The 20624-nt window shown below is 71.8% G+C and carries 20 protein-coding genes; 10 read left to right on the forward strand and 10 right to left on the reverse strand.

All coding sequences use genetic code 11. The features are described 5' to 3' along the window. Positions 1-185: 185 nt before the first annotated feature. Complete coding sequence (locus ACP7CD_RS11525) at positions 186-1367, forward strand: NAD(P)-dependent malic enzyme (RefSeq protein WP_426120231.1); 1182 nt, start codon at positions 186-188, stop codon at positions 1365-1367. Between the two features lie 89 nt (positions 1368-1456). On the opposite strand, the gene ACP7CD_RS11530 is transcribed toward ACP7CD_RS11525, so the two are convergent. The 4 genes from ACP7CD_RS11530 to ACP7CD_RS11545 all read right to left on the reverse strand — a co-directional run bounded on the left by ACP7CD_RS11530 (position 1457) and on the right by ACP7CD_RS11545 (position 5062). After that, positions 1457-1933, reverse strand: a complete 477-nt coding sequence (locus ACP7CD_RS11530) for a MaoC family dehydratase (RefSeq protein WP_095650003.1) — start codon at positions 1931-1933, stop codon at positions 1457-1459. Between the two features lie 65 nt (positions 1934-1998). Then, the gene (locus tag ACP7CD_RS11535) at positions 1999-3189 is read right to left on the reverse strand and encodes an acyl-CoA dehydrogenase family protein (RefSeq protein ID WP_426120232.1); all 1191 of its coding nucleotides are present in this window, start codon (positions 3187-3189) and stop codon (positions 1999-2001) included. After that, on the reverse strand, positions 3186-4079 hold the full coding sequence (locus ACP7CD_RS11540; protein WP_144835622.1) for an amidohydrolase family protein: 894 nt from the start codon (positions 4077-4079) through the stop codon (positions 3186-3188). Before ACP7CD_RS11540 ends, ACP7CD_RS11535 begins: the two co-directional genes overlap by 4 nt. Positions 4080-4090: 11 nt before the next feature. Next, on the reverse strand, positions 4091-5062 hold the full coding sequence (locus tag ACP7CD_RS11545; protein WP_426120233.1) for an SDR family NAD(P)-dependent oxidoreductase: 972 nt from the start codon (positions 5060-5062) through the stop codon (positions 4091-4093). Between the two features lie 197 nt (positions 5063-5259). Between ACP7CD_RS11545 and ACP7CD_RS11550 the strand changes: the two genes are divergently transcribed. After that, the gene (locus tag ACP7CD_RS11550; protein ID WP_017831751.1) at positions 5260-5718 is read left to right on the forward strand and encodes a MarR family winged helix-turn-helix transcriptional regulator; all 459 of its coding nucleotides are present in this window, start codon (positions 5260-5262) and stop codon (positions 5716-5718) included. Between the two features lie 122 nt (positions 5719-5840). Here ACP7CD_RS11550 and ACP7CD_RS11555 read toward each other — a convergent pair whose 3' ends face one another. Further along, positions 5841-7178: an MFS transporter gene (locus ACP7CD_RS11555; protein WP_035924272.1), complete on the reverse strand. Its 1338-nt coding sequence runs from the start codon at positions 7176-7178 to the stop codon at positions 5841-5843. A 307-nt stretch (positions 7179-7485) separates the two neighbouring features. Between ACP7CD_RS11555 and menE the strand changes: the two genes are divergently transcribed. The 3 genes from menE to ACP7CD_RS11570 all read left to right on the forward strand — a co-directional run bounded on the left by menE (position 7486) and on the right by ACP7CD_RS11570 (position 10410). Then, positions 7486-9018 carry an o-succinylbenzoate--CoA ligase gene (gene menE / locus ACP7CD_RS11560; protein WP_109221605.1) on the forward strand — a complete coding sequence of 511 codons (1533 nt, stop codon included), beginning with the start codon at positions 7486-7488 and terminating at the stop codon, positions 9016-9018. Between the two features lie 120 nt (positions 9019-9138). After that, positions 9139-9705, forward strand: coding sequence for a hypothetical protein (locus ACP7CD_RS11565; RefSeq protein ID WP_126346754.1), 567 nt, complete (start codon positions 9139-9141; stop codon positions 9703-9705). Positions 9706-9864: 159 nt separating this feature from the next. Next, the gene (locus tag ACP7CD_RS11570; RefSeq protein WP_017831755.1) at positions 9865-10410 is read left to right on the forward strand and encodes a hypothetical protein; all 546 of its coding nucleotides are present in this window, start codon (positions 9865-9867) and stop codon (positions 10408-10410) included. Positions 10411-10416: 6 nt separating this feature from the next. Here the strand turns inward: ACP7CD_RS11570 and ACP7CD_RS11575 are convergent, their stop codons facing one another. Genes ACP7CD_RS11575 through ACP7CD_RS11595 form a run of 5 tightly spaced genes read right to left on the reverse strand, consistent with a single transcriptional unit; the run spans position 10417 to position 16301 of the window. Next, the gene (locus ACP7CD_RS11575; protein WP_426120303.1) at positions 10417-11586 is read right to left on the reverse strand and encodes a cysteine desulfurase family protein; all 1170 of its coding nucleotides are present in this window, start codon (positions 11584-11586) and stop codon (positions 10417-10419) included. Between the two features lie 2 nt (positions 11587-11588). Further along, the gene (nadC, locus tag ACP7CD_RS11580) at positions 11589-12512 is read right to left on the reverse strand and encodes a carboxylating nicotinate-nucleotide diphosphorylase (protein ID WP_035924268.1); all 924 of its coding nucleotides are present in this window, start codon (positions 12510-12512) and stop codon (positions 11589-11591) included. Then, a complete protein-coding gene (locus ACP7CD_RS11585) occupies positions 12506-14308 on the reverse strand; it encodes an L-aspartate oxidase (RefSeq protein ID WP_284563023.1) in 1803 nt (600 codons plus the stop codon). The genes nadC and ACP7CD_RS11585 overlap by 7 nt, the downstream gene beginning before the upstream one ends. After that, positions 14305-15600, reverse strand: coding sequence for a quinolinate synthase NadA (gene nadA / locus ACP7CD_RS11590; protein ID WP_426120234.1), 1296 nt, complete (start codon positions 15598-15600; stop codon positions 14305-14307). The genes ACP7CD_RS11585 and nadA overlap by 4 nt, the downstream gene beginning before the upstream one ends. Beyond that, positions 15597-16301 carry an NUDIX hydrolase gene (locus tag ACP7CD_RS11595; protein ID WP_109221608.1) on the reverse strand — a complete coding sequence of 235 codons (705 nt, stop codon included), beginning with the start codon at positions 16299-16301 and terminating at the stop codon, positions 15597-15599. The genes nadA and ACP7CD_RS11595 overlap by 4 nt, the downstream gene beginning before the upstream one ends. 224 nt (positions 16302-16525) lie before the next feature. Between ACP7CD_RS11595 and ACP7CD_RS11600 the strand changes: the two genes are divergently transcribed. From ACP7CD_RS11600 to ACP7CD_RS11620, 5 genes are all read left to right on the forward strand, one after another. Beyond that, positions 16526-17173, forward strand: a complete 648-nt coding sequence (locus ACP7CD_RS11600) for a DUF6318 family protein (RefSeq protein ID WP_426120235.1) — start codon at positions 16526-16528, stop codon at positions 17171-17173. A 176-nt stretch (positions 17174-17349) separates the two neighbouring features. After that, positions 17350-18240, forward strand: a complete 891-nt coding sequence (locus ACP7CD_RS11605; RefSeq protein WP_284563026.1) for a PKD domain-containing protein — start codon at positions 17350-17352, stop codon at positions 18238-18240. Positions 18241-18369: 129 nt separating this feature from the next. After that, complete coding sequence (locus ACP7CD_RS11610) at positions 18370-18813, forward strand: hypothetical protein (protein WP_284563027.1); 444 nt, start codon at positions 18370-18372, stop codon at positions 18811-18813. After that, the gene (locus ACP7CD_RS11615; protein WP_284563028.1) at positions 18810-20180 is read left to right on the forward strand and encodes a M4 family metallopeptidase; all 1371 of its coding nucleotides are present in this window, start codon (positions 18810-18812) and stop codon (positions 20178-20180) included. The genes ACP7CD_RS11610 and ACP7CD_RS11615 overlap by 4 nt, the downstream gene beginning before the upstream one ends. A gap of 76 nt (positions 20181-20256) precedes the next feature. After that, positions 20257-20589 (forward strand): protealysin inhibitor emfourin, encoded by a 333-nt coding sequence (locus ACP7CD_RS11620; RefSeq protein ID WP_141246761.1) that lies wholly within the window; start codon positions 20257-20259, stop codon positions 20587-20589. Positions 20590-20624: the final 35 nt, after the last annotated feature.

Here is a 20624-nt window from a genome sequence, read left to right on the forward strand (position 1 = left end):
CGCCGCGCGCGCCCGACCCCGCGAGCAGAGCCCCCGGACCACGCGGTCCGGGGGCTCTGTGCCGCCCGGGGCGGAAGCACCGCGGAGGTCCCGGAGCGTCACACGGGCGGGGGAGGGGTCCCGGCGGTGGGGCACAATGGCGGGGACCCTGTTCGCACTCAACGACGAGAGCACGAGGACCCCGCATGAGCGACGAGAACCAGCAGCCCGGCCCCATCACGCACGAGGAGATCTTCCGCTCCCACGAGGGCGGCAAGCTCTCCGTGGTCTCGAAGTCCCCCCTGGCCACCCGCCGGGACCTGTCCATCGCCTACACCCCCGGGGTCGCCGAGGTGAGCCGGGCGGTGGCCGCGGATCCCGACATGGCGGCCACGCACACCTGGGCGGGCCGGCTCGTGGCGGTGATCTCCGACGGCTCCGCCGTGCTGGGCCTGGGTGACATCGGCCCGGCCGCGTCCCTGCCGGTGATGGAGGGCAAGGCCGCCCTGTTCAAGACCTTCGCGGACCTGGACTCGATCCCGATCGTGCTCGACACCCAGGACGTCGACGAGATCGTGGCCACCGTCAAGCTGCTGCGCCCGTCCTTCGGCGCGGTGAACCTCGAGGACATCTCCGCCCCGCGCTGCTTCGAGATCGAGAAGCGTCTGATCGAGGAGCTGGACATCCCGGTGATGCACGACGACCAGCACGGCACCGCCGTCGTCGTCCTGGCCGCCCTGCTCAACGCCGCGACCCTGGTGGGCAAGGACCTGGCGGGCTTGAAGGTCGTGATCGCCGGCGCCGGGGCGGCCGGCATCGCGATCACCGAGATCCTGCTGGCCCAGGGCATCGATGACGTGGTGCTGATGGACTCCCGGGGCATCGTCTCGAGGGAGCGCGACGACCTCAACGCGATCAAGGCCGGCTACGCGGCGCGCACCAATCCGCGCGGGCTGATCGGCGGGCCCAAGGACGCCCTCGAGGGCGCCGACGTGTTCGTGGGTGTGTCGGGCGGGACGGTCCCCGAGGAGTACCTCACCGAACTCGCCGAGGACGCGATCGTGTTCGCCCTGGCCAACCCGGACCCGGAGATCATGCCCGAGGTCGCCGCGAAGTACGCCTCCGTGGTCGCCACCGGCCGGTCGGACTTCCCGAACCAGATCAACAACGTGCTGGCCTTCCCGGGCATCTTCCGCGGCGCCCTGGACGCCGGGGCGGCCCGGATCACCCCGGTCATGAAGCTCGAGGCCGCCCGGGCGATCGCGGCGATCGCCGCCGCCGACGGTCTGACCGCGGACCACATCGTGCCCTCCGCCCTGGATCCCCGGGTCGCCCCGGCCGTGGCGGAGGCCGTGGCGGCCTGCGCGCGGGCCGAGGCGACCGTCTGACCCGCTCCGCACCCGCTGACCCGCGGCGGCCCGGGCGACCACGGAAGAACGTGGTCACCCGGGCCGTCGCGGGTCAGGAGGCAGCGCGTTCAGGCGTAGAAGCGGTTGAGGAAGGTCGCGACCACGGCGGGCCGCTCCTCGCCCTCGATCTCGATCGTGCCGTCGGCCACCAGGTGCAGGCCGTTGCCCTTGACCTCCTGGACGTCGGTGATGGTCACGGTCATGCGGATCCGCGAGCCGACCTTGACGGGAGAGGTGAAGCGGACCTTGTCGAGGCCGTAGTTGACCTTGGTCTTCACGCCGGTGACGTCGAAGAGCTCGGACCACATCGGGATGAGCAGGGACAGGGTCAGGAAGCCGTGGGCGATCGGGGCGCCGAAGGGCCCTTCGGCGGCGCGCTCGGGATCGGTGTGGATCCACTGGTGGTCGTCGGTGGCGTCGGCGAACGTGTTCACCTGGTCCTGGGTGATCTCCCGCCAGGCGGAGTGCCCGAGGCTCTTGCCGACGAGGTTCTTCACCTCGTCGAAGGCGACGACGGTCTGGGGCTGGGTCTGTGCTTCGGTCATGGCGTGTCCTTACGTGGTGGCGTCTGTGGCGTCGGTGGTGGATCGGGGGGTGTCGGGCGGGCGGCTCAGACGAACGCGCTCCGGCCGGTGATCGACCGGCCGACCACGAGCGCGTTGATCTCGTGGGTGCCCTCGTAGGAGTAGACGGCCTCGGCGTCGGCGTGGAAGCGGGCGACGTCGTGGGCCAGGGTGATGCCGTTGCCGCCGACCAGTTCGCGGGCCAGCGCCACGGTCTCGCGCATGTGCAGGCTGATCCACATCTTCGCCAGGGCGGAGTCCTCGTCCCGGTAGACGCCGCCCTCCTGCCGCTCGGCGAGGCCGGCGACCATGGTCAGGGACGCGGTGACGTTGCCGAGCATCCGGGCCAGCTTCTCCTGGACGAGCTGGAAGCCGCCGATCGGGCGGCCGAACTGCTCGCGCTCCCGCACGTAGCGCAGCGCGGCCTCGTAGGCGCCGGCCTGGATGCCGGTGGCGATCCAGGCGACGTCGGAGCGCATGGCGCGCAGCATCGCGGCGACGTCCTTGAACGAGTTCACGTTCCCCAGCCGTTGTGCCTCCGGCACCCGGGCCCCGTCGAGGTGGATGTCGGCGTTCTGCATCATCCGCAGGGACGTCTTGCCGTGGATCTTCTCCAGCCGCACGCCCGGGGCCTGCCGGTCCACGAGGAAGCCCTTGACCGGCCCGTCGGCCTCGTCGCGGGCGAAGACGGCGAGGAGGTCGGCGGTGAAGGCGCCGCCGATCCAGCGCTTGGTGCCCGTCAGCACCCACTCGTTGCCCTCGCGCCGGGCCGTGGTGGCCAGCCCGCCGGCGATGTCGGAGCCGTGCTCGGGCTCGGTCAGGCAGAACACCCCGGTCATCTCGAAGGACGTGATCTTCGGGTCCCACGCGGCGAACTGCTCCGGCGTGCCGCCCACGCGGCAGGCCGTGCGGAACAGCCCGGCCTGGGCGGTGTAGAACGTGGCGACCGAGGCGTCGGTGCGGGCCAGCTCGAAGATCCGGAACCCGTGGTACAGGGACCGGGGCTGCCCGCCGTCGGCCGTGAGCTCGGGCGGGGTCATGAGGTCGAGGGCGTGCAGGGAGGGGGCGATCTGGTAGGGGAACTCCCCGGCCTCCCAGTACTCGGCCAGCAGCGGCCGCACCTCGTCCTCGAGCACCCGGCGCAGCCTGCGCAGGGGGGCCTTCTCGGCCTCGGTCAGTCTCTCCGCGATCCCGTACGGGTCGCAGTCGGGGTAGAGGCGCCCGGCGTCCGTGCTCATGCCCGTGCCCCGTCGAGGCCGAGCAGGCGCACGGCGTTGTCCTTGAGGATCTTGGGGCGGACCTCGTCCGTGAAGGACTGCTGCTCGAAGGCCCCGAGCCACTTCTGCGGGGTGATCAGCGGGTAGTCGGTGCCGAAGAGGACCTTGTCCTGGAGCATCCGGTTGGAGGCCTTCACCAGCGACTCGGGGAAGTACTTGGGCGACCAGCCGGAGAGGTCGATCCACACGTTGGCCTTGTGGGTGGCGATGGAGTTGGCCTCCTCCTGCCAGGGCACCGAGGGGTGGGCCATGATGACCTGGAGCTCGGGGAAGTCCGCGGCCACCGCGTCCAGCAGCAGCGGGTTGGAGTAGCCCAGCTTGATCCCGCCCCCGCCGGGCAGCCCGGCGCCCATGCCGTTCTGCCCGGTGTGGAACAGGGCGGGCACGCGCAGGTCCTGGATCGCCGCGTAGAGCGGGTAGAACCGCTCGTCCGAGGGGTCGAAGCCCTGCAGGGAGGGGTGGAACTTGAAGCCCTTGACGCCGTGCTCCTCGACGAGCATCTTCGCCCGCTCCACCGCGGCGGAGCCCTGGAGCGGGTCCACGGAGCCGAAGGGGATCAGCACGTCGTTGTTGCGGGCCGCGCCCTCGGCGATCTCCTCGATGGAGTTCGGCTCGTGGCCCAGGGCGGTGGTCGCGTCGACGGTGAAGACGACGGCGGCCATCCGCCACTCGCGGTAGCGCTCGGCGATGGTGTCCAGGGACGGGGACCGGTCCTCGGCCTTGAAGTACTTGGCCGAGGCCTCGGTCAGGGCCGCGGGCAGGGACGGGTGTCCGTGGTCGGAGCACTCGATGTGCACGTGCATGTCGATCGCGTTCAGCGACGCGAGGTCGAGACCGTACTCGTAGCGCATGCCGGCTCCTCCTAGGACTGCTGGGTCGCGGACTCGGGCTTCAGTTCCTCCGGCAGTGGGGGCAGGGTCTCGCCGACCGGCTGCAGGCTGCCCTCGAGGATCGCGGGGAGCTGCTCGCGCAGCGCCTCGAAGGTCCAGCCGCCGTTGCGGTACTCGGTGGCCACGGGGCGGGGGTGGCTGAAGACCTGGAGGCGGTCGCCGCCGGCGCCGATGGCCTGGCCGGTGACCTGCGCGGCGTCGTCGGAGGCGAGCCAGGCGATCAGCCCGGCGACGTCGGCGGCGTTGCCGAAGCCGAGGTCCTTGCGGAAGAAGTCCGGCATCGGCTCGCCGCGGCGGTCGGCCTCGACGGCGGAGCGGAAGAAGGGGATGGTCTCGGTCATGGCGGTGGCGGCCACGGGGATGACGGCGTTGGCGGTGACGCCGGCCTTCTTCATCTCCAGGGCCCAGGTGCGGACCATGCCCACGATCCCGGCCTTCGCCGCCGCGTAGTTGGTCTGGCCGAAGTTGCCGTACTGGCCGGTGGGGGAGCCGATGGTGATGATCCGCCCGGGCACCCCGTTCTCCTTGAAGTACCGGTAGGCCTCGCGGGCGCAGGTGAAGGTGCCGCGCAGGTGCACCTGGATGACGAGGTCGAAGTCCTCGTCGGTCATCTTCAGCAGGGACTTGTCGCGCAGCACCCCGGCGTTGGTGACGAGGACGTCGAGGCGGCCGAAGGCCTCCACCGCACCCTGCACCAGGGCGGTGGCGGTTTCGGTGGAGCCCACGGGGGCGACGACGGCGACGGCCCGCCCGCCGGTCTCGGTGATGGAGGCGACGGCGTTCTCGGCGATGGCCTGGTCGACGTCGTTGATGACCACGGCCGCGCCCTGGCGGGCGAGCTCCTGGGCGTAGGCCAGGCCCAGACCCTGGCCGGAGCCGGTGACGACGGCGACCTTGCCGGCGAGAGGGGTGGTGCTCGGGGATGCGGTGCTGTCCTGTGCCATGGGGTGGCTCCTTCGCTGACGGATCGGCGCTGACGGATCGGCGCTCGTGGATCGGCGGACGGGGTGACGCCCGTCACTGCTGCGGGTTCGTCCCCATTCCACCGCTATTCGTTGAGAATGTCAATGGTTAAGAACCTCCATCTATGCTGGGGGCACGGATTCCGTAGACTGGGGTCCCCGGCCCCAGGAGAGACGCTATGACCACGCCCACCGACCCGTCCGCCGGTCTCGAGCGCCTCCTCGAGGCGGAGCTGACGGCGGAGCCGGTCTTCCTGATGGCCCGCGCCGCCTCGACGGGCTCCTCGGCGGCCAATCGGAGGCTGGCGGAGCTGGAGCTGAAGGTGCGCCACTACTCGGTCCTGGCGCTGGCCTGCGGCGAGGAGCAGCTGACGCAGCGCGAGCTCAGCCAGTTCCTGGTGCTGGACCCCAGTCAGATCGTGGCCATCCTCGACGACCTCGAGCGGCGCGGCGCGGTGGAGCGCCGGACCGACCCGCGGGACCGCCGCTCGAAGATCATCGCCCCCACCGCCGCCGGCCGGGAGCTGTACGCCCGGGCCAGGGTCCTGGTGGAGAACTCCACCGCGGAGTCGCTCTCCCCGCTCTCCCCGGCGGAGCGGGAGGAGCTGTCCCGGCTGCTGAAGAAGGTGGCCTTCTGACGGACCGCTCCCCCGGCCCTCGACGACGCCGAGCCCCCGCCCCGCCCCCTCTCCCCGGTCGAACGGGGAGGGCGGTGACGAGGCGGGGGCTCGGTGCCGCAGGTGCTCCGCAGCGGGCGGCGTCAGTGCTCGTGGGTCTCCAGGTCGAAGTCCTTGGACTCACGGGTGAGCAGGATGAACACCGCGCTGACCACCGCCATCCCGGCCAGGTACCAGACCACGGGGGCGATGGCCTGCCCGGAGGAGGCGTAGATCGAGGCGAGGATCGTGGGGGTGAAGCCCGCCCCGATCAGGGTGGCGAACTGGTAGCCCAGTGACGCGCCGGTGTAGCGGGACGACGTGCCGAACTGCTCCGAGATGAAGGCCGCCAGCGGTCCGTAGATCGCGGCGTGGCAGGCCAGCCCGATGGTGAAGGTCACGAAGATCAGCAGCACGTTGCCGGTGGCCAGCCAGGAGAACATGGGGAGGATGAGGGCGATGAACAGCACCAGCCCCACGACCATGACGGGGCGCCGGCCCAGCTGGTCGGACAGGCGGCCCATGCCGACCACGAAGAACACGCTGAGCACGGACGCGAGGGCGAAGGCGTAGAGGACCGGCTGCCGGTCGGCGCCGCGCTCGACCGCGTAGGCGACCGCGAAGGTGGCCAGGAAGACCTGGAGGGCGAACCCGGAGGCCCCCGCCAGCATCGTGTAGACCAGGGCGCGGGGGCGGCGCAGCACCTCGACGATGGGCACCTTGCGCTTGGCGGTGGGGCCCTCCGCGGCCTCCTTGGCCAGCGCGGCCTGGAAGATCGGGCTCTCGGACACCTGGGAGCGCACGAAGACGCCCACGGCCAGCAGCAGGACGGACAGCAGGAACGGGACGCGCCAGCCCCACGAGAGGAACTGCTCCTCCGGCATGGCGGCGAACAGGCCCAGGACGAAGGTGCCCAGCGCGGCACCGGTCGGGGCGCCGGCGTTGGTGAAGGACGCGGCGAACCCCCGCCTGCCCTTCGCGGAGTGCTCCAGGGCCATCAGTGCGGCCCCGCCCCACTCGCCGCCCACGGCGATGCCCTGGCACACCCGCAGGAGGATCAGGATGACCGCCCCCCAGGAGCCGATGACGGCGGCGCTGGGGATGAGGCCGATGAGCGTCGAGGCGATGCCCATGATCAGCATCGAGATGATGAGCATCTTCTTGCGGCCCAGGCGGTCGCCGAAGTGGCCGAAGACCGCCCCGCCCAGCGGGCGGGCCAGGTAGCCGGCGGCGAAGGTGCCGTACGCGGCGATCGTGCCGGCCAGCGGGTCGAGGTCGGTGAAGAACACGTAGGGGAAGACCAGGGCGGAGGCCGAGGCGTAGAGCAGGAAGTCGTAGAACTCGATGGTGGAGCCGAGGTAGCTGGAGAAGATGACCTTGCGCGCCTCTTTGTTCCTGGCGCGGGCGTCCAGGGACGCCAGGGTGCCGGGTGCTGCTGACATGGCGATTCCTTGCTCTGGGGCGGAGAGAGTGGGTGTGCCGCCGGGACGGGGCTCCGGTGCGGCGGACGGGCCGGCCCCGGTCCTCGGGTGCGTCCGGGCGGTGGTGTGGGCCGACTCACAGTGCGACCATTGGAACAGCAATCAATTGAAGATGTCAACCATTGAGAAGATGACATAAGTGGGAAAGTCGCGCGGGGTCGGGTTCGCCCGGGGGCCTGGACAATGTGATCCAGCTCTCTCTACGCTGGAGGCTAATAGTGGAACTTTTCAACTATTGGCTTTGACGACTGTTTGAGGAGGCGATCGCATGCGCAATCAGGGACTGGGATCCTGGCTCGTCCGGAGGCTCGAGAAGTCCGGGCCCAGGACGGCCGTGATCCACGGCGAGCGCACGCTGACGTACCGGGAGCTGCACGACCGGTCCCGGCGCCTCGCGACGGCCCTGTCCGGCCGGGGCGTGGGCCCCGGGGACCGGGTGGCGTTCCTCGGGGAGAACAGCCCGGCCTTCCTGGAGGCGATGTTCGCCGCGGGAGCGCTCGGCGCGGTCCTCGTTCCCCTCAACACGCGCCTGGCCGTCCCCGAGATCCGCTACCAGCTCGAGGACGCGGACGTCTCGGTGCTGATCCACGACGCCGCCCTGACGGGCCTGGCCGCACCGGCCGCCCGGGACCTGCCGGACGTGGTCCGCTGGGTCGTGGCCGAGGAGGACGCGGCCGGGGAGGGCGCGGACGAGGTCCCCGCCCTCGGGGCGGTGATCGCGGCGGCCGAGCCCTGGACGGAGGACGTCCCGGTGGGCCTGGACGACCTCGCCGTGATCCTCTACACCTCCGGGACCACCGGCCGGCCCAAGGGCGCCTGTCTGACCCACGGGAACTTCACCTGGAACTGCTTCAACGTCCTGGTCGACTACGACGTGGCGGCCGACGACGTCGCGCTCATGATCTCCCCGATGTTCCACGTGGCCTCGCTCGGGATGGGGGTGCTGCCGACGCTGCTGAAGGGCGCCACGCTGGTGCTCGAGTCCAAGTTCGTGCCCGGCCGGGTGCTGGAGCTCATCGAGCGCCACCGCGTCACCTGGCTCTCCGGGGTGCCGACCACCTACCAGATGCTGTGCGAGCACCCGGACTGGGACACCACGGACCTCTCCTCCCTGCGCAAGCTCACCTGCGGCGGCTCCGCGGTGCCCATGCGGGTCCTGGACGCCTACGAGAACCGGGGACTGGCCTTCACCGCCAGCTACGGCATGACGGAGACCTCCCCGGGCGCCACCAACCTCCCCGCCGCGAAGTCCCGCGAGAAGGCGGGCTCCTCCGGGCTGCCGCACTTCTTCTCCGACGTGCGGATCGTGGACGCGGCGGGGGAGCCCGCGGCTCCCGGCGAGGCGGGGGAGATCCTGCTCTCGGGGCCCAACGTCATCCGGGAGTACTGGAACCGCCCCGACGCGGCGGGGTCCTTCGAGGGGGAGTGGTTCCACTCCGGGGACCTGGGCTACCTGGACGAGGACGGCTACCTGTTCGTCGCGGACCGGATCAAGGACATGATCATCTCCGGCGGGGAGAACATCTACCCGGCGGAGGTCGAGGCGGCCATCCTCGAGCTGCCGGAGGTGGCCGCTGTGGCGGTCATCGGCGTGCCCGACGAGAAGTGGGGCGAGGTGCCGCACGCCGTCGTCGTCCCCCGGGAGGGGCGGGAGCTCACCGCGGGGACGATCCAGGAGCACCTGGCCGGCCGGCTGGCCCGCTACAAGGTCCCCAAGACGCTGAGCCTCGTGGACGAGATGCCCCGCACCGCGTCCGGCAAGATCCGCAAGAACGTCCTGCGCGAGCAGGCCGCCGGCTGAGGCGCGGGACCGGTCGCGCGCCGTCCGGGCTGGACGCGTCCACGACTTTTCATTAGCCTCCCCAGCACGGCCCGATGGCCGGACTCCTGTCGGGGGACAGGGGGGACTGGGGGAGATCGAGTGGGAAAGAGACTGCTGACCTGCGTGGTGGCGGCCGTGACGGCGGCGTCCGTCGCGCTGACCGTGCCGGCCGCGGCGGCCGTGACGCTGCGCCCGGACGGCACGGGCTCCGTCGGCCGGGAGGACGTCCTGCGGGCCGTGGGCTGGACCAACGACCGGCTGCAGACCTCCGCCGCGGAGCTGGACCTCGTCGCGGAGACGGTCACCGTGGCCACCGCGTCGTGGGAGTGCGTCCAGGAACTCACCGGCGCCGTGGCCGTGCAGGAGCGGCGGACGACGACGACCGCCCGGGCGGACCTGGTCGCCACCGTGCAGCGGAGCTCGGTGACGGGTGCCGTCACGGGCTTCGAGCTGCAGGGCTTCGCCGAGGACGCCGTGTCCGTCTCCGTGGTCGAGGGCCCCGACCTCGACGCCTGCCCGGGGAACGGGGGCGGGGACCAGGACGGGGCGTGGTCCCGGGTGCCCCGGTCCACCGAACGGGCGCAGGCGCACGAGGGGCCTGCCCTGGAGGTCGTCCACGACGGGGTGGCGCACCCGGTGCCCACCGAGCGGGAGGAAGCGGCCTGAGGGGCGCGCTGCGCGGCACCGCATGTGTCGCCGCAGGTCGGACAGGGGGTCACAGATGGGTCACGCCGCTGGATCGGCCCCCCGTGCCTGCATTAGCGTTCGGAAAAACGATCCGGGAGCGCGTCCCCGGTGTCGGGGGACAGGGGATTGGGGAAGCACATGCACAAGGTCATCGTGGTACTGGCGGCTCTCGCGGCGGCGGGGGTGTCGATCGGGCTGGCGGCGCCGGCCTGGGCGGCCACGCAGCTCCACGAGGACGGCACCGGCTTCGTGACCGCCGCCGACGCCCGGGCCGCGCTCGGCTGGGACGACGAGACGCTGCAGGCCAACGCGGCCTCGCTCGAGTTCGTGGCGGAGACCGAGTCGGTGACCGAGATCTCGTGGGAGTGCGTGAAGCCGGGGACCGCCGAGGTCCTGACGCGGCGGACGGACCTGGTGATCACCGAGACCCGGGGGATCGCGAGCACGCCGAGCACCCTGTGGTGGCGGACGGTCGTCGGCTTCCGGCTGGAGGGCTTCGACGGCCGGGGCGCCTCGAGCGCGGTTCCCGAGGGCCCCGCGCCCCACTCCTGCCCGGACCCCTCCTGGGTCCTGGTGTCGGAGAGCTCGCGGAGCGCAGAGCAGAAGGGCGAGCCGGTCCTGGCTGTCGTGCACGCCGGGGTGCAGCACCCGGTGCCGGTCGCGCTCCCGGTCCCGGTCGGCTGAGCGCGTTCAGCCGCGCGCCGCGACCAGCCGCTCGACGACGTCCCGGGCCGCCGCCACGATCCCGTCCACCTGTTCCGGGGTGACCTCGGCGGACAGCGTGAACCGGACCGCGGTGGTGGCGACCTCGGCGGGGAAGCCCATGGCGGTCAGCACGTGGGAGGGCTCGGTGTCCCCGGCCGCGCAGGCCGAGCCCGAGGAGACGAGCAGCCCGCGGGCCTCCAGATCCACCAGGACCGTCTCGCCGTTGACGCCGGGGAAGCAGAACGAGGCGTTGCCGGGCAGCCGCGCCGCCGGCCGCTCCCGGGGGTCCGGACCGGTCAGCACGGCCGACGGGACCGCGGACAGGATCCCGGTGATCAGCCGGTTCCGCAGCTCGGCCAGGCGCACCGACTTCGCCGCCCGCTCCTCGGCGGACAGCCGCAGGGCCGTGGCGAGGCCGACGGCGCCGGCCACGTTCGAGGTCCCGGAGCGCCGGCCGCGCTCGTGCCCGCCGCCGCTCAGCAGCGGGCGCAGGGGGGTCCCGCGGCGCAGGAACAGCACCCCCACGCCCTTGGGCCCCCCGATCTTGTGCCCGGCGAGGCTCAGCGCCGCCACGTCGAGCGCCTGTACGTCCAGTTCCAGCGACCCGGCCGTCTGGACCGCATCCGTATGGAACGGGACGTCCCGCGCCCGAGCCACCGCAGCCAGGTCGGCGATCGCCTGGACCGTACCCGTCTCGTTGTTCGCATGCATCACGGATACCACTGCGGTGCCCGGACGAACAGCCCTCTCCAGGGCGGCGGGGTCCACGAACCCCTCGGCGGACACGCCCAGCTCTGTGACGTCGAAGCCGTCCCAGCGGGCCAGGTCCCGGGCGGAGTCGAGCACGGCGTGGTGCTCGACGGCGCTCGTCACCACGTGCGTGCGCGCGGGGTCCCGGTCCCGGCGGCCCAGGGCGATGCCCTTGACGGCCAGGTTGTCGGCCTCGGTCCCGCCGGACGTGAACACGACCTCGGCGGGCCGGCAGTTCAGCACCTGCGCGACCGTCCCGCGGGCCCGGTCCAGCCCGGCCAGCGCCCGCCGGCCCGCCTCGTGGTAGCTCGAGGCGTTGCCGAACTCCTGCGTGAGATAGGGCCACATGGCCTCCAGGACCTCCCGCCGGACGGGGGTGGTGGCGGCCGAGTCGAGGTACAGCACCGTCATCCCGTCCCGGTGCCGTGGCCGCTGCCGAGCCCGATGTCGAGGCCCAGGTCCAGGTTGCGGGCGGAGTGGGTGAGCGCGCCCACCGAGATGACGTCCACCCCGGTGGCCGCGATGTCCCCGACGGTCTCCAGGCTCACGCCGCCGGAGGCCTCGACGGTCGCCCGGCCGTCGATGATCGCCACGCCGCTCACGAGGTCGTCCAGCGAGAAGTTGTCGAGCAGGATCGTGTCCGCGCCGCCGGCCAGGACCGCCTCGATCTGGTCGAGCCGGTCCACCTCCACCTCGAGGTGCACCGTGTGGGGGAGACGACGGCGCAGCTGCCGCAGGGCGCCGGTCAGGTCGGTGCCGTCGGCCGTGAGCAGGGCCAGGTGGTTGTCCTTGGCCATCACGGCGTCCGAGAGGGAGTGCCGGTGGTTGTGCCCGCCCCCGCTGAGCACGGCGTGCTTCTCGAGCGCCCGCAGCCCGGGGGTGGTCTTGCGGGTGTCGGCCACTCGGGTGCGGGTGATCGTGCCGGACGGGAGGTTCGCGGCCTGCTCCACGCGGGCGACCGTCTCCTCGACGGCGGCGACGTAGCGGGCGGTCAGGGTGGCGATCCCGCACATCCGCTGGGTCAGGTTCAGGGCCACGCGCTCGCCGGTCAGCACGGCCCGGGCGGGACCGGTCACCACGGCCAGGGTGTCCCCGGCCTCGAAGCGGTCGCCCTCGGCGGAGACCAGCTCGACGGCCACCGCGGGGTCCGCGGCGGCGAACGTCGCGGCGAAGACCTGCCCGCCGGAGAAGACGCCGGCCTCGCGCGCCACGAGCTCGGCCCGGGCGGTGGTGCCGGCGGGGATGAGGTGCTCGGAGGTGATGTCGCCCCAGGGCGCGTCCTCGGCGAGCCCCCGCTCCACGACCTCGGTGATGGCGGCTCGGGTCAGCATGCGGGGATCCTCTCCGGTAGGTCGAACATGTCGATGGAAGTATGTGTCCCGATCAGGGCCGGGACAGTGGCCTCATCCGGGGCGGAGTCCAGGCGCCAGAACGTGCGTCGCGCGCGGGCGGGATCGGGTGCCGGGAAGTCCTCCCGGAAGTGGGCGCCCCGGGACTCGGTGCGGTGCAGGGCAGCGGCGGTCACGGCGCGTCCCACGGTCAGCAGGTTCCGGTCCTCCACTGCACGGCGGGAGAGACCGGCGGACGGGCGGAAGCCGGCCAGCCGCCGGGCCAGCGTCTCGAGCCGGGAACGGTCGCGCAGGACACCGGCGGCCGCCCACATGGCGTCCTGGAACTGCCCGCGGTCGAACGGCACGGCGTCCCTGTCGACCGGCACAGCCTCTTCGTCGACCGGGGCAGTGCTCCGGGACCGGGCGGCCGCGATCCTGGAACGACCGGCCGCCGGCAGGATCTCGGCGCGGTCGGGCAGGACGAGGCGCGCCGGGGCGTCGTCGGCCGCTCGGCCGGTTCCCGGCGCGTCCGTGCGCAGCGAGTCCGCCTGCAGTGCGTCGGCCACGCGGGCCCCGAAGACGGCGCCCTCCAGCAGCGAGTTGGAGGCCAGCCGGTTGGCGCCGTGCACGCCCGTGGCCGCGCACTCGCCCACGGCGTAGAGCCCCGGGACGGTGGTGCGGCCGAGGCCGTCGGTGGCCACGCCGCCCATCAGGTAGTGGGCCGCCGGGGTGACCGGGACCGGCTCGCGGGACCAGTCGAGGCCGTGGGCCCGCAGGGCGGCGTCGATCGTGGGGAAGCGCCGGGCGAGGAACTCGGCGGTCGTGCCGCCCCCGTGCGGGCCGGACGGCCTCAGCGCGGTGCAGTCGAGCAGGACCGGCCGGCCGCCCTGGGCCAGGGACCGGCGGACGTTCTCGCGGGCCACCACGTCGCGGGGGGCGAGCTCCGCGCGCGGGTGCACGTCCTCGAGGTAGCGCCGGCCCGTGCTGTCCCGCAGCACCGCGCCCTCCCCGCGGACGGCCTCGGAGACCAAGAAGCAGCCCGGAGCGGCGAGGGCGGTCGGGTGGAACTGCACGAACTCCAGGTCCGCCACGGCGGCGCCCGCCCGCAGGGCCGCGGCGATGCCGTCACCGGTGGCCACGGCCGGATTGGTGGTGTGGGGGTAGAGCTGTCCGGCGCCGCCGGTCGCGAGCACCACGGCGTCCGCAGGCAGCTCGTGCAGCCGGTCCCCGGGACCCGCCAGGACGAGGGCCCCGGCCGCGCGGCCGCCTGGGCCGAGCACGAGGTCGACCAGCATGGTGTGCCGCAGGACCGTCAGGCGCCCGGCGGTCTCGGCCGCCAGCGCGGCGGCGAGGAGGGCGCGCTGGATCTCGCGGCCGGTCGCGTCGCCGCCGGCGTGCAGGATCCGGGGCACGGAGTGGGCGCCCTCGAGACCCTCGAGCCAGGGGGAGTCCGGTCCGGCCGCGCGGTCGAGGGCCACACCGCGCGCCACGAGCTCGTCGATCGCGGCCGCCGAGTCGCGCACGAGGACGCGCACGGCGTCGTCGTCGCACGTCCCCGCCCCCGCGGCGAGGGTGTCCTGGACGTGCAGCTCCTCGGAGTCGCGGGGCTGGCCGGCCGGGAGCGCGGCCGTCATGGCCGCGATCCCGCCCTGCGCGCGGGCCGTGCCGGTCTCGTCGAGGGCGTCCTTGCTCAGCAGCGTCACGTCGAGACCGTGGCCCGCGGCGCCCAGGGCCGCGGTGAGGCCGGCGATGCCGCTGCCCACCACGAGCACGCGCGGTGCCGGGTTCGTGCTCACCGCGGCAGCGCCGCCAGCATCCGCTCGAGCGCCACCTCGGCGTCCCGGGCGGTCGCGGCGTCCACGGAGATCCGGTTGACCACGCACCCGGCCACGAGCTCCTCGAGCACCCACGCGAGGTAGCCGGGGTGGATCCGGTACATCGTGGAGCACGGGCAGATCACCGGGTCCAGGCAGAAGATCGTGTGCTCGGGGTGCTGGTCGGCGAGCCGGTTGACCATGTTGATCTCGGTGCCGATCGCGAAGGTGCTGCCGGGCTCGGCGGCGTCGATCGCCTTGCGGATGTAGTCGGTGGAGCCGTTCTCGTCGGCGGCGTCGACCACGGGCATGGGGCACTCGGGGTGCACGATCACCCGCACGCCGGGGTGCTCGGCGCGGGCCTTGTCGATCTGGGCCACGGTGAAGCGGCGGTGCACGGAGCAGAAGCCATGCCAGAGGATCACCTCGGCATCCTGCAGGTCCTGCGCGGTGTTCCCGCCGAGGTCCTTGTGGGGGTTCCACATCGGCATCCGCTCGAGCGGGATCCCCATGGCCTTGGCGGTGTTGCGGCCCAGGTGCTGGTCCGGGAAGAACAGCACCCGCCGACCGCGCTCGAAGGCCCACTCCAGGACGGTCGCGGCGTTGGAGGAGGTGCACACGATGCCGCCGTGCCGGCCGCAGAACGCCTTGAGCGCCGCGGAGGAGTTCATGTACGTCACGGGGACCACGGTCTGCCGGCCGTCGTCGTCGGTCTCCCCGAGGACGTCCATGAGCTGCTCCCAGGCCTCCTCGACGGAGTCCTCGTCGGCCATGTCCGCCATGGAGCAGCCGGCGGCGAGGTTGGGCAGGATCACGGACTGGTGCTCGCCGGAGAGGATGTCGGCGGTCTCGGCCATGAAGTGCACGCCGCAGAACACGATCGCCTCGGCCTCCGGCCTGCTCCTGGCGGCGCGGGCCAGCTGGAACGAGTCGCCGAGGAAGTCGGCGTGCTTGACGATCTCGTCCCGCTGGTAGAAGTGCCCGAGCACCACCACGCGCTCGCCGAGGGTCTGCTTGGCGGCGGTGATCCGCCGGTCGAGCTCCTCGGCGGAGGCGTGCTGGTACTCCTCGGGGATCACGGGCTGGGCGGGGGCGCCGGCGGGCACCACGTCGTCCTCGGAGGCCCCGGGGCCGTAGCCGGCGGAGACGGCGGGTGCGAAGTCCCAGGGGTTCGCGGAGAGGTCGGTGCTGCAGGTGCTCGGGGCCGGGGCGGTTCCCGGCAGGCCGGCCGGCTTCCCGGTCAGCAGGTCGATGCGGGTGGCGACGGAGGTCATGTCTGCTCCTGGGTGCTGCGGCCGGCCGGGGTGCGGTCGGCGAGGTCGAGGTCGTGGTTGTAGCGGTAGAGCCGGGGCGGGCGATGACGCGTGCCCTCCAGGCGGGTGCCGGTGTCGAGGACGGCGCCGGACGCGAGCACCTGGCGCCGGAAGTTGGCCGGGTCCAGGGGGGTGCCGAGGATCGCCTCGTGCACCTCACGCAGGGCGGCGAGGGTAAAGGTCTCGCCGAGGAAGGAGTGGGCCACGCGGCTGTAGGTGATCTTGTTGCGCAGCCGGTAGAGGGCGTAGTCCACGATGTCGCTGTGGTCGAACGCCAGCGGCGGCAGCTCGGAGGTGCGCATCCACGTGACGTTGAGGTCGGCGTGCAGGTCGGAGGTCTGGTCGGTGCGGATCGAGGCCCAGTAGACGATCGAGACGACGCGCTCCTCGGCGTTCGCCGAGCGGGTCAGGCCGCCGAAGGCGTAGAGCTGCTCGAGGTAGCCGGGCTGCAGACCGGTGGTGAGCTGCAGGGACCGGGCGGCGGAGGCCTCGAGGTCCTCGTGCGGCTGGAGCGGTCCGCCGGGCAGGGCCCACATCCCCCGGAAGGGGTCGCGGATGCGGCGGACGAGGGGCAGCCAGAGTTCCTTGCCGCCGTCGGGGCCGGTGTCGCGGGCGGCGAAGATGACGGTCGACACCGCCAGTTCCACGTTCTGCGCGGTCATCGTCACCTCCCTCACGTCCAGTGCCTTCTGGTTGCAGCGACTATAACATTGTTCGAGTCGGAGTGACATTAACGAAGTCGTGACCATGGTGCCGCTGACCAGGCCCCATGAAAACGCGGGTTTCAGCGTGTCCACAGGGGTTGCTGCCGCACAGTGGCGGGCGCTTACCATCTGATCCATCCAGCCGGCCCGTCCGGCCGTGGCAGAGCGAAGCGGGGAACTTCATGGTGCGGTCCAGCCCAGTCGGCACGGTGGTCGGGGGTGTCGTCCTGGCGGCACTGCTCCTCACGGGATGCGGTCCCGACGACGACGGCGCCGCGGCGTCCCCTTCCAGCACTGCCTCATCGGCTGCGGCGAGCTCATCGGAGCCTGGTCCGGACGCCACTCCCGCCGACTACGTGCCGGCCTCGCTCGACGGGCCCGCGCAGAACGTGCCGAAGCCCGTCATGCCGGACCTGGCGAAGGAGGAGTCCCGGGACGGGGCGCAGGCCTTCCTCGACTACTGGTCCGACGCCATGTGGTACGCGTACCAGACCGGCGACACCTCATATGCACGGAACATCACTAGTGATGCATGTGAAGTATGCCTAGCTGAACTAGATGATTTGGAAGCCGTCTATAGAGAGGGAAAGTGGGCAATCGGCGGCCGAGAGTCGATTCGCATCAATCAGTCGGAACTTCTTCGGGCCGCAGATGGTGTATACAAGCCTATGGTCGTTTACAAGCGAGATTCGGGGCAGCTGGTAAGCGATGCCGAAATTGAGATTGAGGCGCCAGGAGAGCCGGGGGATAAATCCGTGCTTTATATGGATTTTTCAGAGGAAGGTTGGATCTACATCACTCTTGCTCCAATTGCGGGTGAGCAAGAGTGAATGCATTCCGATTCGTCTCCATACTCTCGGCCTCGCTGATCGTCCTGCCCGCAATAGGGGGTCAGGCGACGGAAAAAGGCGACGAGGGATCCGGTCAGACACTCTTCAAGAAAAACGACATCCAGAAAAGCGGATCATACAATTTTGATTCCTTCGCGGAAGGTAACGAAGTGCATTTGTCGATTGATGCACGCCGTGAGAGTGATCAAAAGAATACAGAAAACTTTGAGGTCGTTAAGCCCGGGCCTGCAACCCCGGTCGACTACGACCCGGACGAGGACCCCGCTTTTCAGAAGGCGCTCCGCCAGTACCTGAGCGACCAGGGCATCGACCGGCCGTTCAACCCGGACACCATCGCGCAGTCGAAGCAGCAGACGTTCGGCCTGCAGAACCCGTGCACCAACCGGACCGGCGACATCCTCGAGGACTGCCTGGCCGAGCGGGACTGCACCACGGCCGACGGTGGGGAGGGCGTCTACATGAACGTCGTCGTCCGGCAGGCGGAGGGGCCCAGCACGCCGTGGGGCGAGCCGATGTGCGTGGCGGTCGCCGAGGCGGAGGGCGGCGAGGAGGTCGTGGAGCTGCCGACCTTCACCCTGCAGGACTTCAGGACGCTCGCCGTCGCGCCCGCGGCCAGTGCCGTCCAGCCCGCGCCCGACACGCTGCGGGGCATGCACACCAACGTCTGGGCGGAGGCCCGGCCCCAGCAGTTCAGCACCGAGCTGGGTGGTTTCCCGGTCGAGGTGCGCGCCATGCCGGTCCAGTACGCATGGGACTACGGCGACGGGACCGCGCTCGGGCCGACCGAGCTCAGCGGCGCCCCGCTCGCGGAGGGGGCGTGGGACGTGGAGACCGACACCAGTCACGTCTACACGGAGACGGGTGACTACGCCGTCTCGCTCACCACCTGGTTCTCCGGCGAGTACTCCGTGGCGGGTGGACCATGGCTGCCCGTGGCGGGGCTCAACGACGTCGCGAGCGCGCCGGTGCCGATCAGCGTCTGGCGCTCCACGGTGCGCAACTACGCGGACGACTGCCTCGAGAACCCGCAGGGCACCGGCTGCTGATTTCCGCGCCGGCCGGTACGCCGTCGGATCCTGGTGGGATGATCGTTGCACATGGTTCTCCGGTTCCCGGAGCACCCGGTCAGCGGTCCCGCCGGTGCTCGTGCGCCGGGCGAGGAAAGGGGCGGAACAGTGACGATCTCCGGTCCGTGGGTGCTCCACTTCAGCTGGGGCTGCACCGACGACTACGGCAGGGTGGGCCTCGTGTTCGAGCCGGACGGCACCTTCTCGGGCGGCGGGTTCTCCGGCGCCTGGCGGCAGCAGGACGGCACCCTGCTGCTCCGCTTCGCCGATGGCCCCGCGCAGTACGGCGGCACGATCACCGGCACGGCGGGAGCAGGGGCGATGTCCTCCTTCGACGGCTCGCCGGGCGGCTGCTGGTACCTGGCCAGGCAGGGATCCGCCGGTGGGCCGGGATCCGCGGACAGCAGCGCCGGGCAGCCGGCGGACGTGGCCGGGCGGAGGCTGGACTCCGCGGGGACAGCACCCGGTGCGCCGGACGGCCCGGGGACGGCGCCCGGTGAGCTGGACGCCGCGGGCAACAGGATCCGATGCGAAGGGGCGGGAAAGCGATGACCACGGACCACGGACACCGGCACGGAGCGTTCTGCGGGGTGATCCCGCCGTACGTGCACGAGCAGATGGCGGTGCACGGGGATGAGCAGACCCGCAGGAACGCCCTGGCGGCGCTGGCCGTGGACACCACGGTCCGGGCGGAACGGCTGATCGCGGACCTCACTGCGCGGTCCGTCGCGGCGCAGGCGACCGCCCACAGGGAGCGGAAGGTCCACTCGGCCGGCAACACCGCGGAGCTCCCGGGGACGCTCGTGCGCTCGGAGGGAGCCCCCGCCAGCGGGGACCCCGCCGTGGACGAGGCGTACGACGGCCTGGGCTCCACGTTCGACCTCCTGCAGGAGGTCTTCGGGCGCAACTCCCTCGACGACGCCGGCATGCCCCTGCTCGGCACGGTGCACTACCAGGAGAAGTACAACAACGCGGCGTGGGACGGCCGGCAGATGATCTTCGGGGACGGCGACGGCCAGTACTTCAACCGCTTCACCGCCGCCGTGGACGTCATCGGGCACGAGCTCGCGCACGGCATCACCACGCACGAGTCCGACCTGCTGTACATGTACCAGTCCGGGGCGCTCAACGAGCACTTCTCCGACGTCATCGGGGCCATGGTCAAGCAGTACGTGGCCGTTCCCCGCCAGACGGCTGCGGACGCCGACTGGATCATCGGTGCAGGCCTGTTCACGAGCGCCGTCAACGGGGTGGGCCTCCGCTCGATGAAGGCACCCGGCACCGCGTTCGACGACGACGTGCTCGGCAAGGACCCGCAGCCGGACCACATGTCCCGCTTCGTGCACACCCTGGACGACAACGGCGGGGTGCACATCAACTCCGGCATCCCGAACCGGGCGTTCTGCCTCGCGGCGACCGGACTGGGCGGCCACAGCTGGGACAGGGCCGGCCGGATCTGGTACGCCGCGATGCGCGACCCCGAGCTGCGGCGCCTGCGGTGGGTCGCGCAGTTCAAGGACTTCGCGGGCCTCACGATCGAGCACGCTGCCGCCCTGTTCGGACCCGCGGAGCAGGCCGTGGTGGCGGACGCCTGGCAGCAGGTGGGGGTCGCGCCCGAGACGGCCCGGCCCGTGGGCGCCCTCGCGGACGAGTGGGTGCTCCAGTACAGCTGGGGCTGCACGGACTCCTCCGCGCGGGTGCATCTGAGCTTCCACGACAACGGCTCGTTCACCGGAGAGCTGTCCGGCCAGTGGCACCAGCAGGACGGCACCCTGCTCCTGTCCTTCGACGCCGGTGCGGCCCGGTACGCCGGCACGCTGGTGGGCGACGTCGCCACGGGTGCCATGACCACGTTCGACGGAGCGGACGGGTGCTGGCGCCTGACCCGGAAGGGCGCCGCGGGTATAGTCGGGAACTGATTCCTCACCGGCCCCGCCGGTCCCCGCACGGGCCCGGTCCGGGCCGTCCGCGTACGACGGAGGGACGGTGCCGTCCATGGCGAGAGTCAGCTACCGCCTCGAGGGAGGCCTCGCGTACTTCCCCGGGCTGGCCGTGGAGCGGAGCTTCGAGACCGAGTCCCTGCCCCGGGCGCAGCAGGACGCGCTCCTCGACCTCTTCGAGACCGTCCTGGCGCACCGGCTGGGATCGACCGCCCCGACGACCCGCCAGGGAGCGGCCGACCAGCAGTCCTACGTGATCGAGGTCCAGGAGAGTTCCGGCGTCCGGCGCCTCGTGGTGAGCGAGTTCGACCAGGACCCGGCGGCGCAGGAGCTCGTGGCGCGGCTGCGCGACTGCGCCGACCGGTGCGAGCCCGGCGGGGATCAGTGAGGCGGACCCGCAGCGGCACCCGCAGGACGGCACGG

This window comes from Kocuria sp. LHG3120, assembly GCF_049897445.1.
Taxonomy (GTDB): Bacteria; Actinomycetota; Actinomycetes; order Actinomycetales; family Micrococcaceae; genus Kocuria; species Kocuria rosea.

Excerpts from the sequence above, each read along its gene's own strand:
- ACP7CD_RS11540 (WP_144835622.1), bottom strand. The coding sequence starts at position 4,079 with ATGCGCTACGAGTACGGTCTCGACCTCGCGTCGCTGAACGCGATCGAC.
- ACP7CD_RS11595 (WP_109221608.1), bottom strand. The coding sequence starts at position 16,301 with ATGACCGCGCAGAACGTGGAACTGGCGGTGTCGACCGTCATCTTCGCC.
- menE (WP_109221605.1), top strand. The coding sequence starts at position 7,486 with ATGCGCAATCAGGGACTGGGATCCTGGCTCGTCCGGAGGCTCGAGAAG.
- ACP7CD_RS11535 (WP_426120232.1), bottom strand. The coding sequence starts at position 3,189 with ATGAGCACGGACGCCGGGCGCCTCTACCCCGACTGCGACCCGTACGGG.
- ACP7CD_RS11530 (WP_095650003.1), bottom strand. The coding sequence starts at position 1,933 with ATGACCGAAGCACAGACCCAGCCCCAGACCGTCGTCGCCTTCGACGAG.
- ACP7CD_RS11570 (WP_017831755.1), top strand. The coding sequence starts at position 9,865 with ATGCACAAGGTCATCGTGGTACTGGCGGCTCTCGCGGCGGCGGGGGTG.
- nadA (WP_426120234.1), bottom strand. The coding sequence starts at position 15,600 with ATGACCTCCGTCGCCACCCGCATCGACCTGCTGACCGGGAAGCCGGCC.
- nadC (WP_035924268.1), bottom strand. The coding sequence starts at position 12,512 with ATGCTGACCCGAGCCGCCATCACCGAGGTCGTGGAGCGGGGGCTCGCC.
- ACP7CD_RS11615 (WP_284563028.1), top strand. The coding sequence starts at position 18,810 with ATGACCACGGACCACGGACACCGGCACGGAGCGTTCTGCGGGGTGATC.
- ACP7CD_RS11555 (WP_035924272.1), bottom strand. The coding sequence starts at position 7,178 with ATGTCAGCAGCACCCGGCACCCTGGCGTCCCTGGACGCCCGCGCCAGG.
- ACP7CD_RS11620 (WP_141246761.1), top strand. The coding sequence starts at position 20,257 with ATGGCGAGAGTCAGCTACCGCCTCGAGGGAGGCCTCGCGTACTTCCCC.
- ACP7CD_RS11550 (WP_017831751.1), top strand. The coding sequence starts at position 5,260 with ATGACCACGCCCACCGACCCGTCCGCCGGTCTCGAGCGCCTCCTCGAG.
- ACP7CD_RS11600 (WP_426120235.1), top strand. The coding sequence starts at position 16,526 with ATGGTGCGGTCCAGCCCAGTCGGCACGGTGGTCGGGGGTGTCGTCCTG.
- ACP7CD_RS11545 (WP_426120233.1), bottom strand. The coding sequence starts at position 5,062 with ATGGCACAGGACAGCACCGCATCCCCGAGCACCACCCCTCTCGCCGGC.
- ACP7CD_RS11525 (WP_426120231.1), top strand. The coding sequence starts at position 186 with ATGAGCGACGAGAACCAGCAGCCCGGCCCCATCACGCACGAGGAGATC.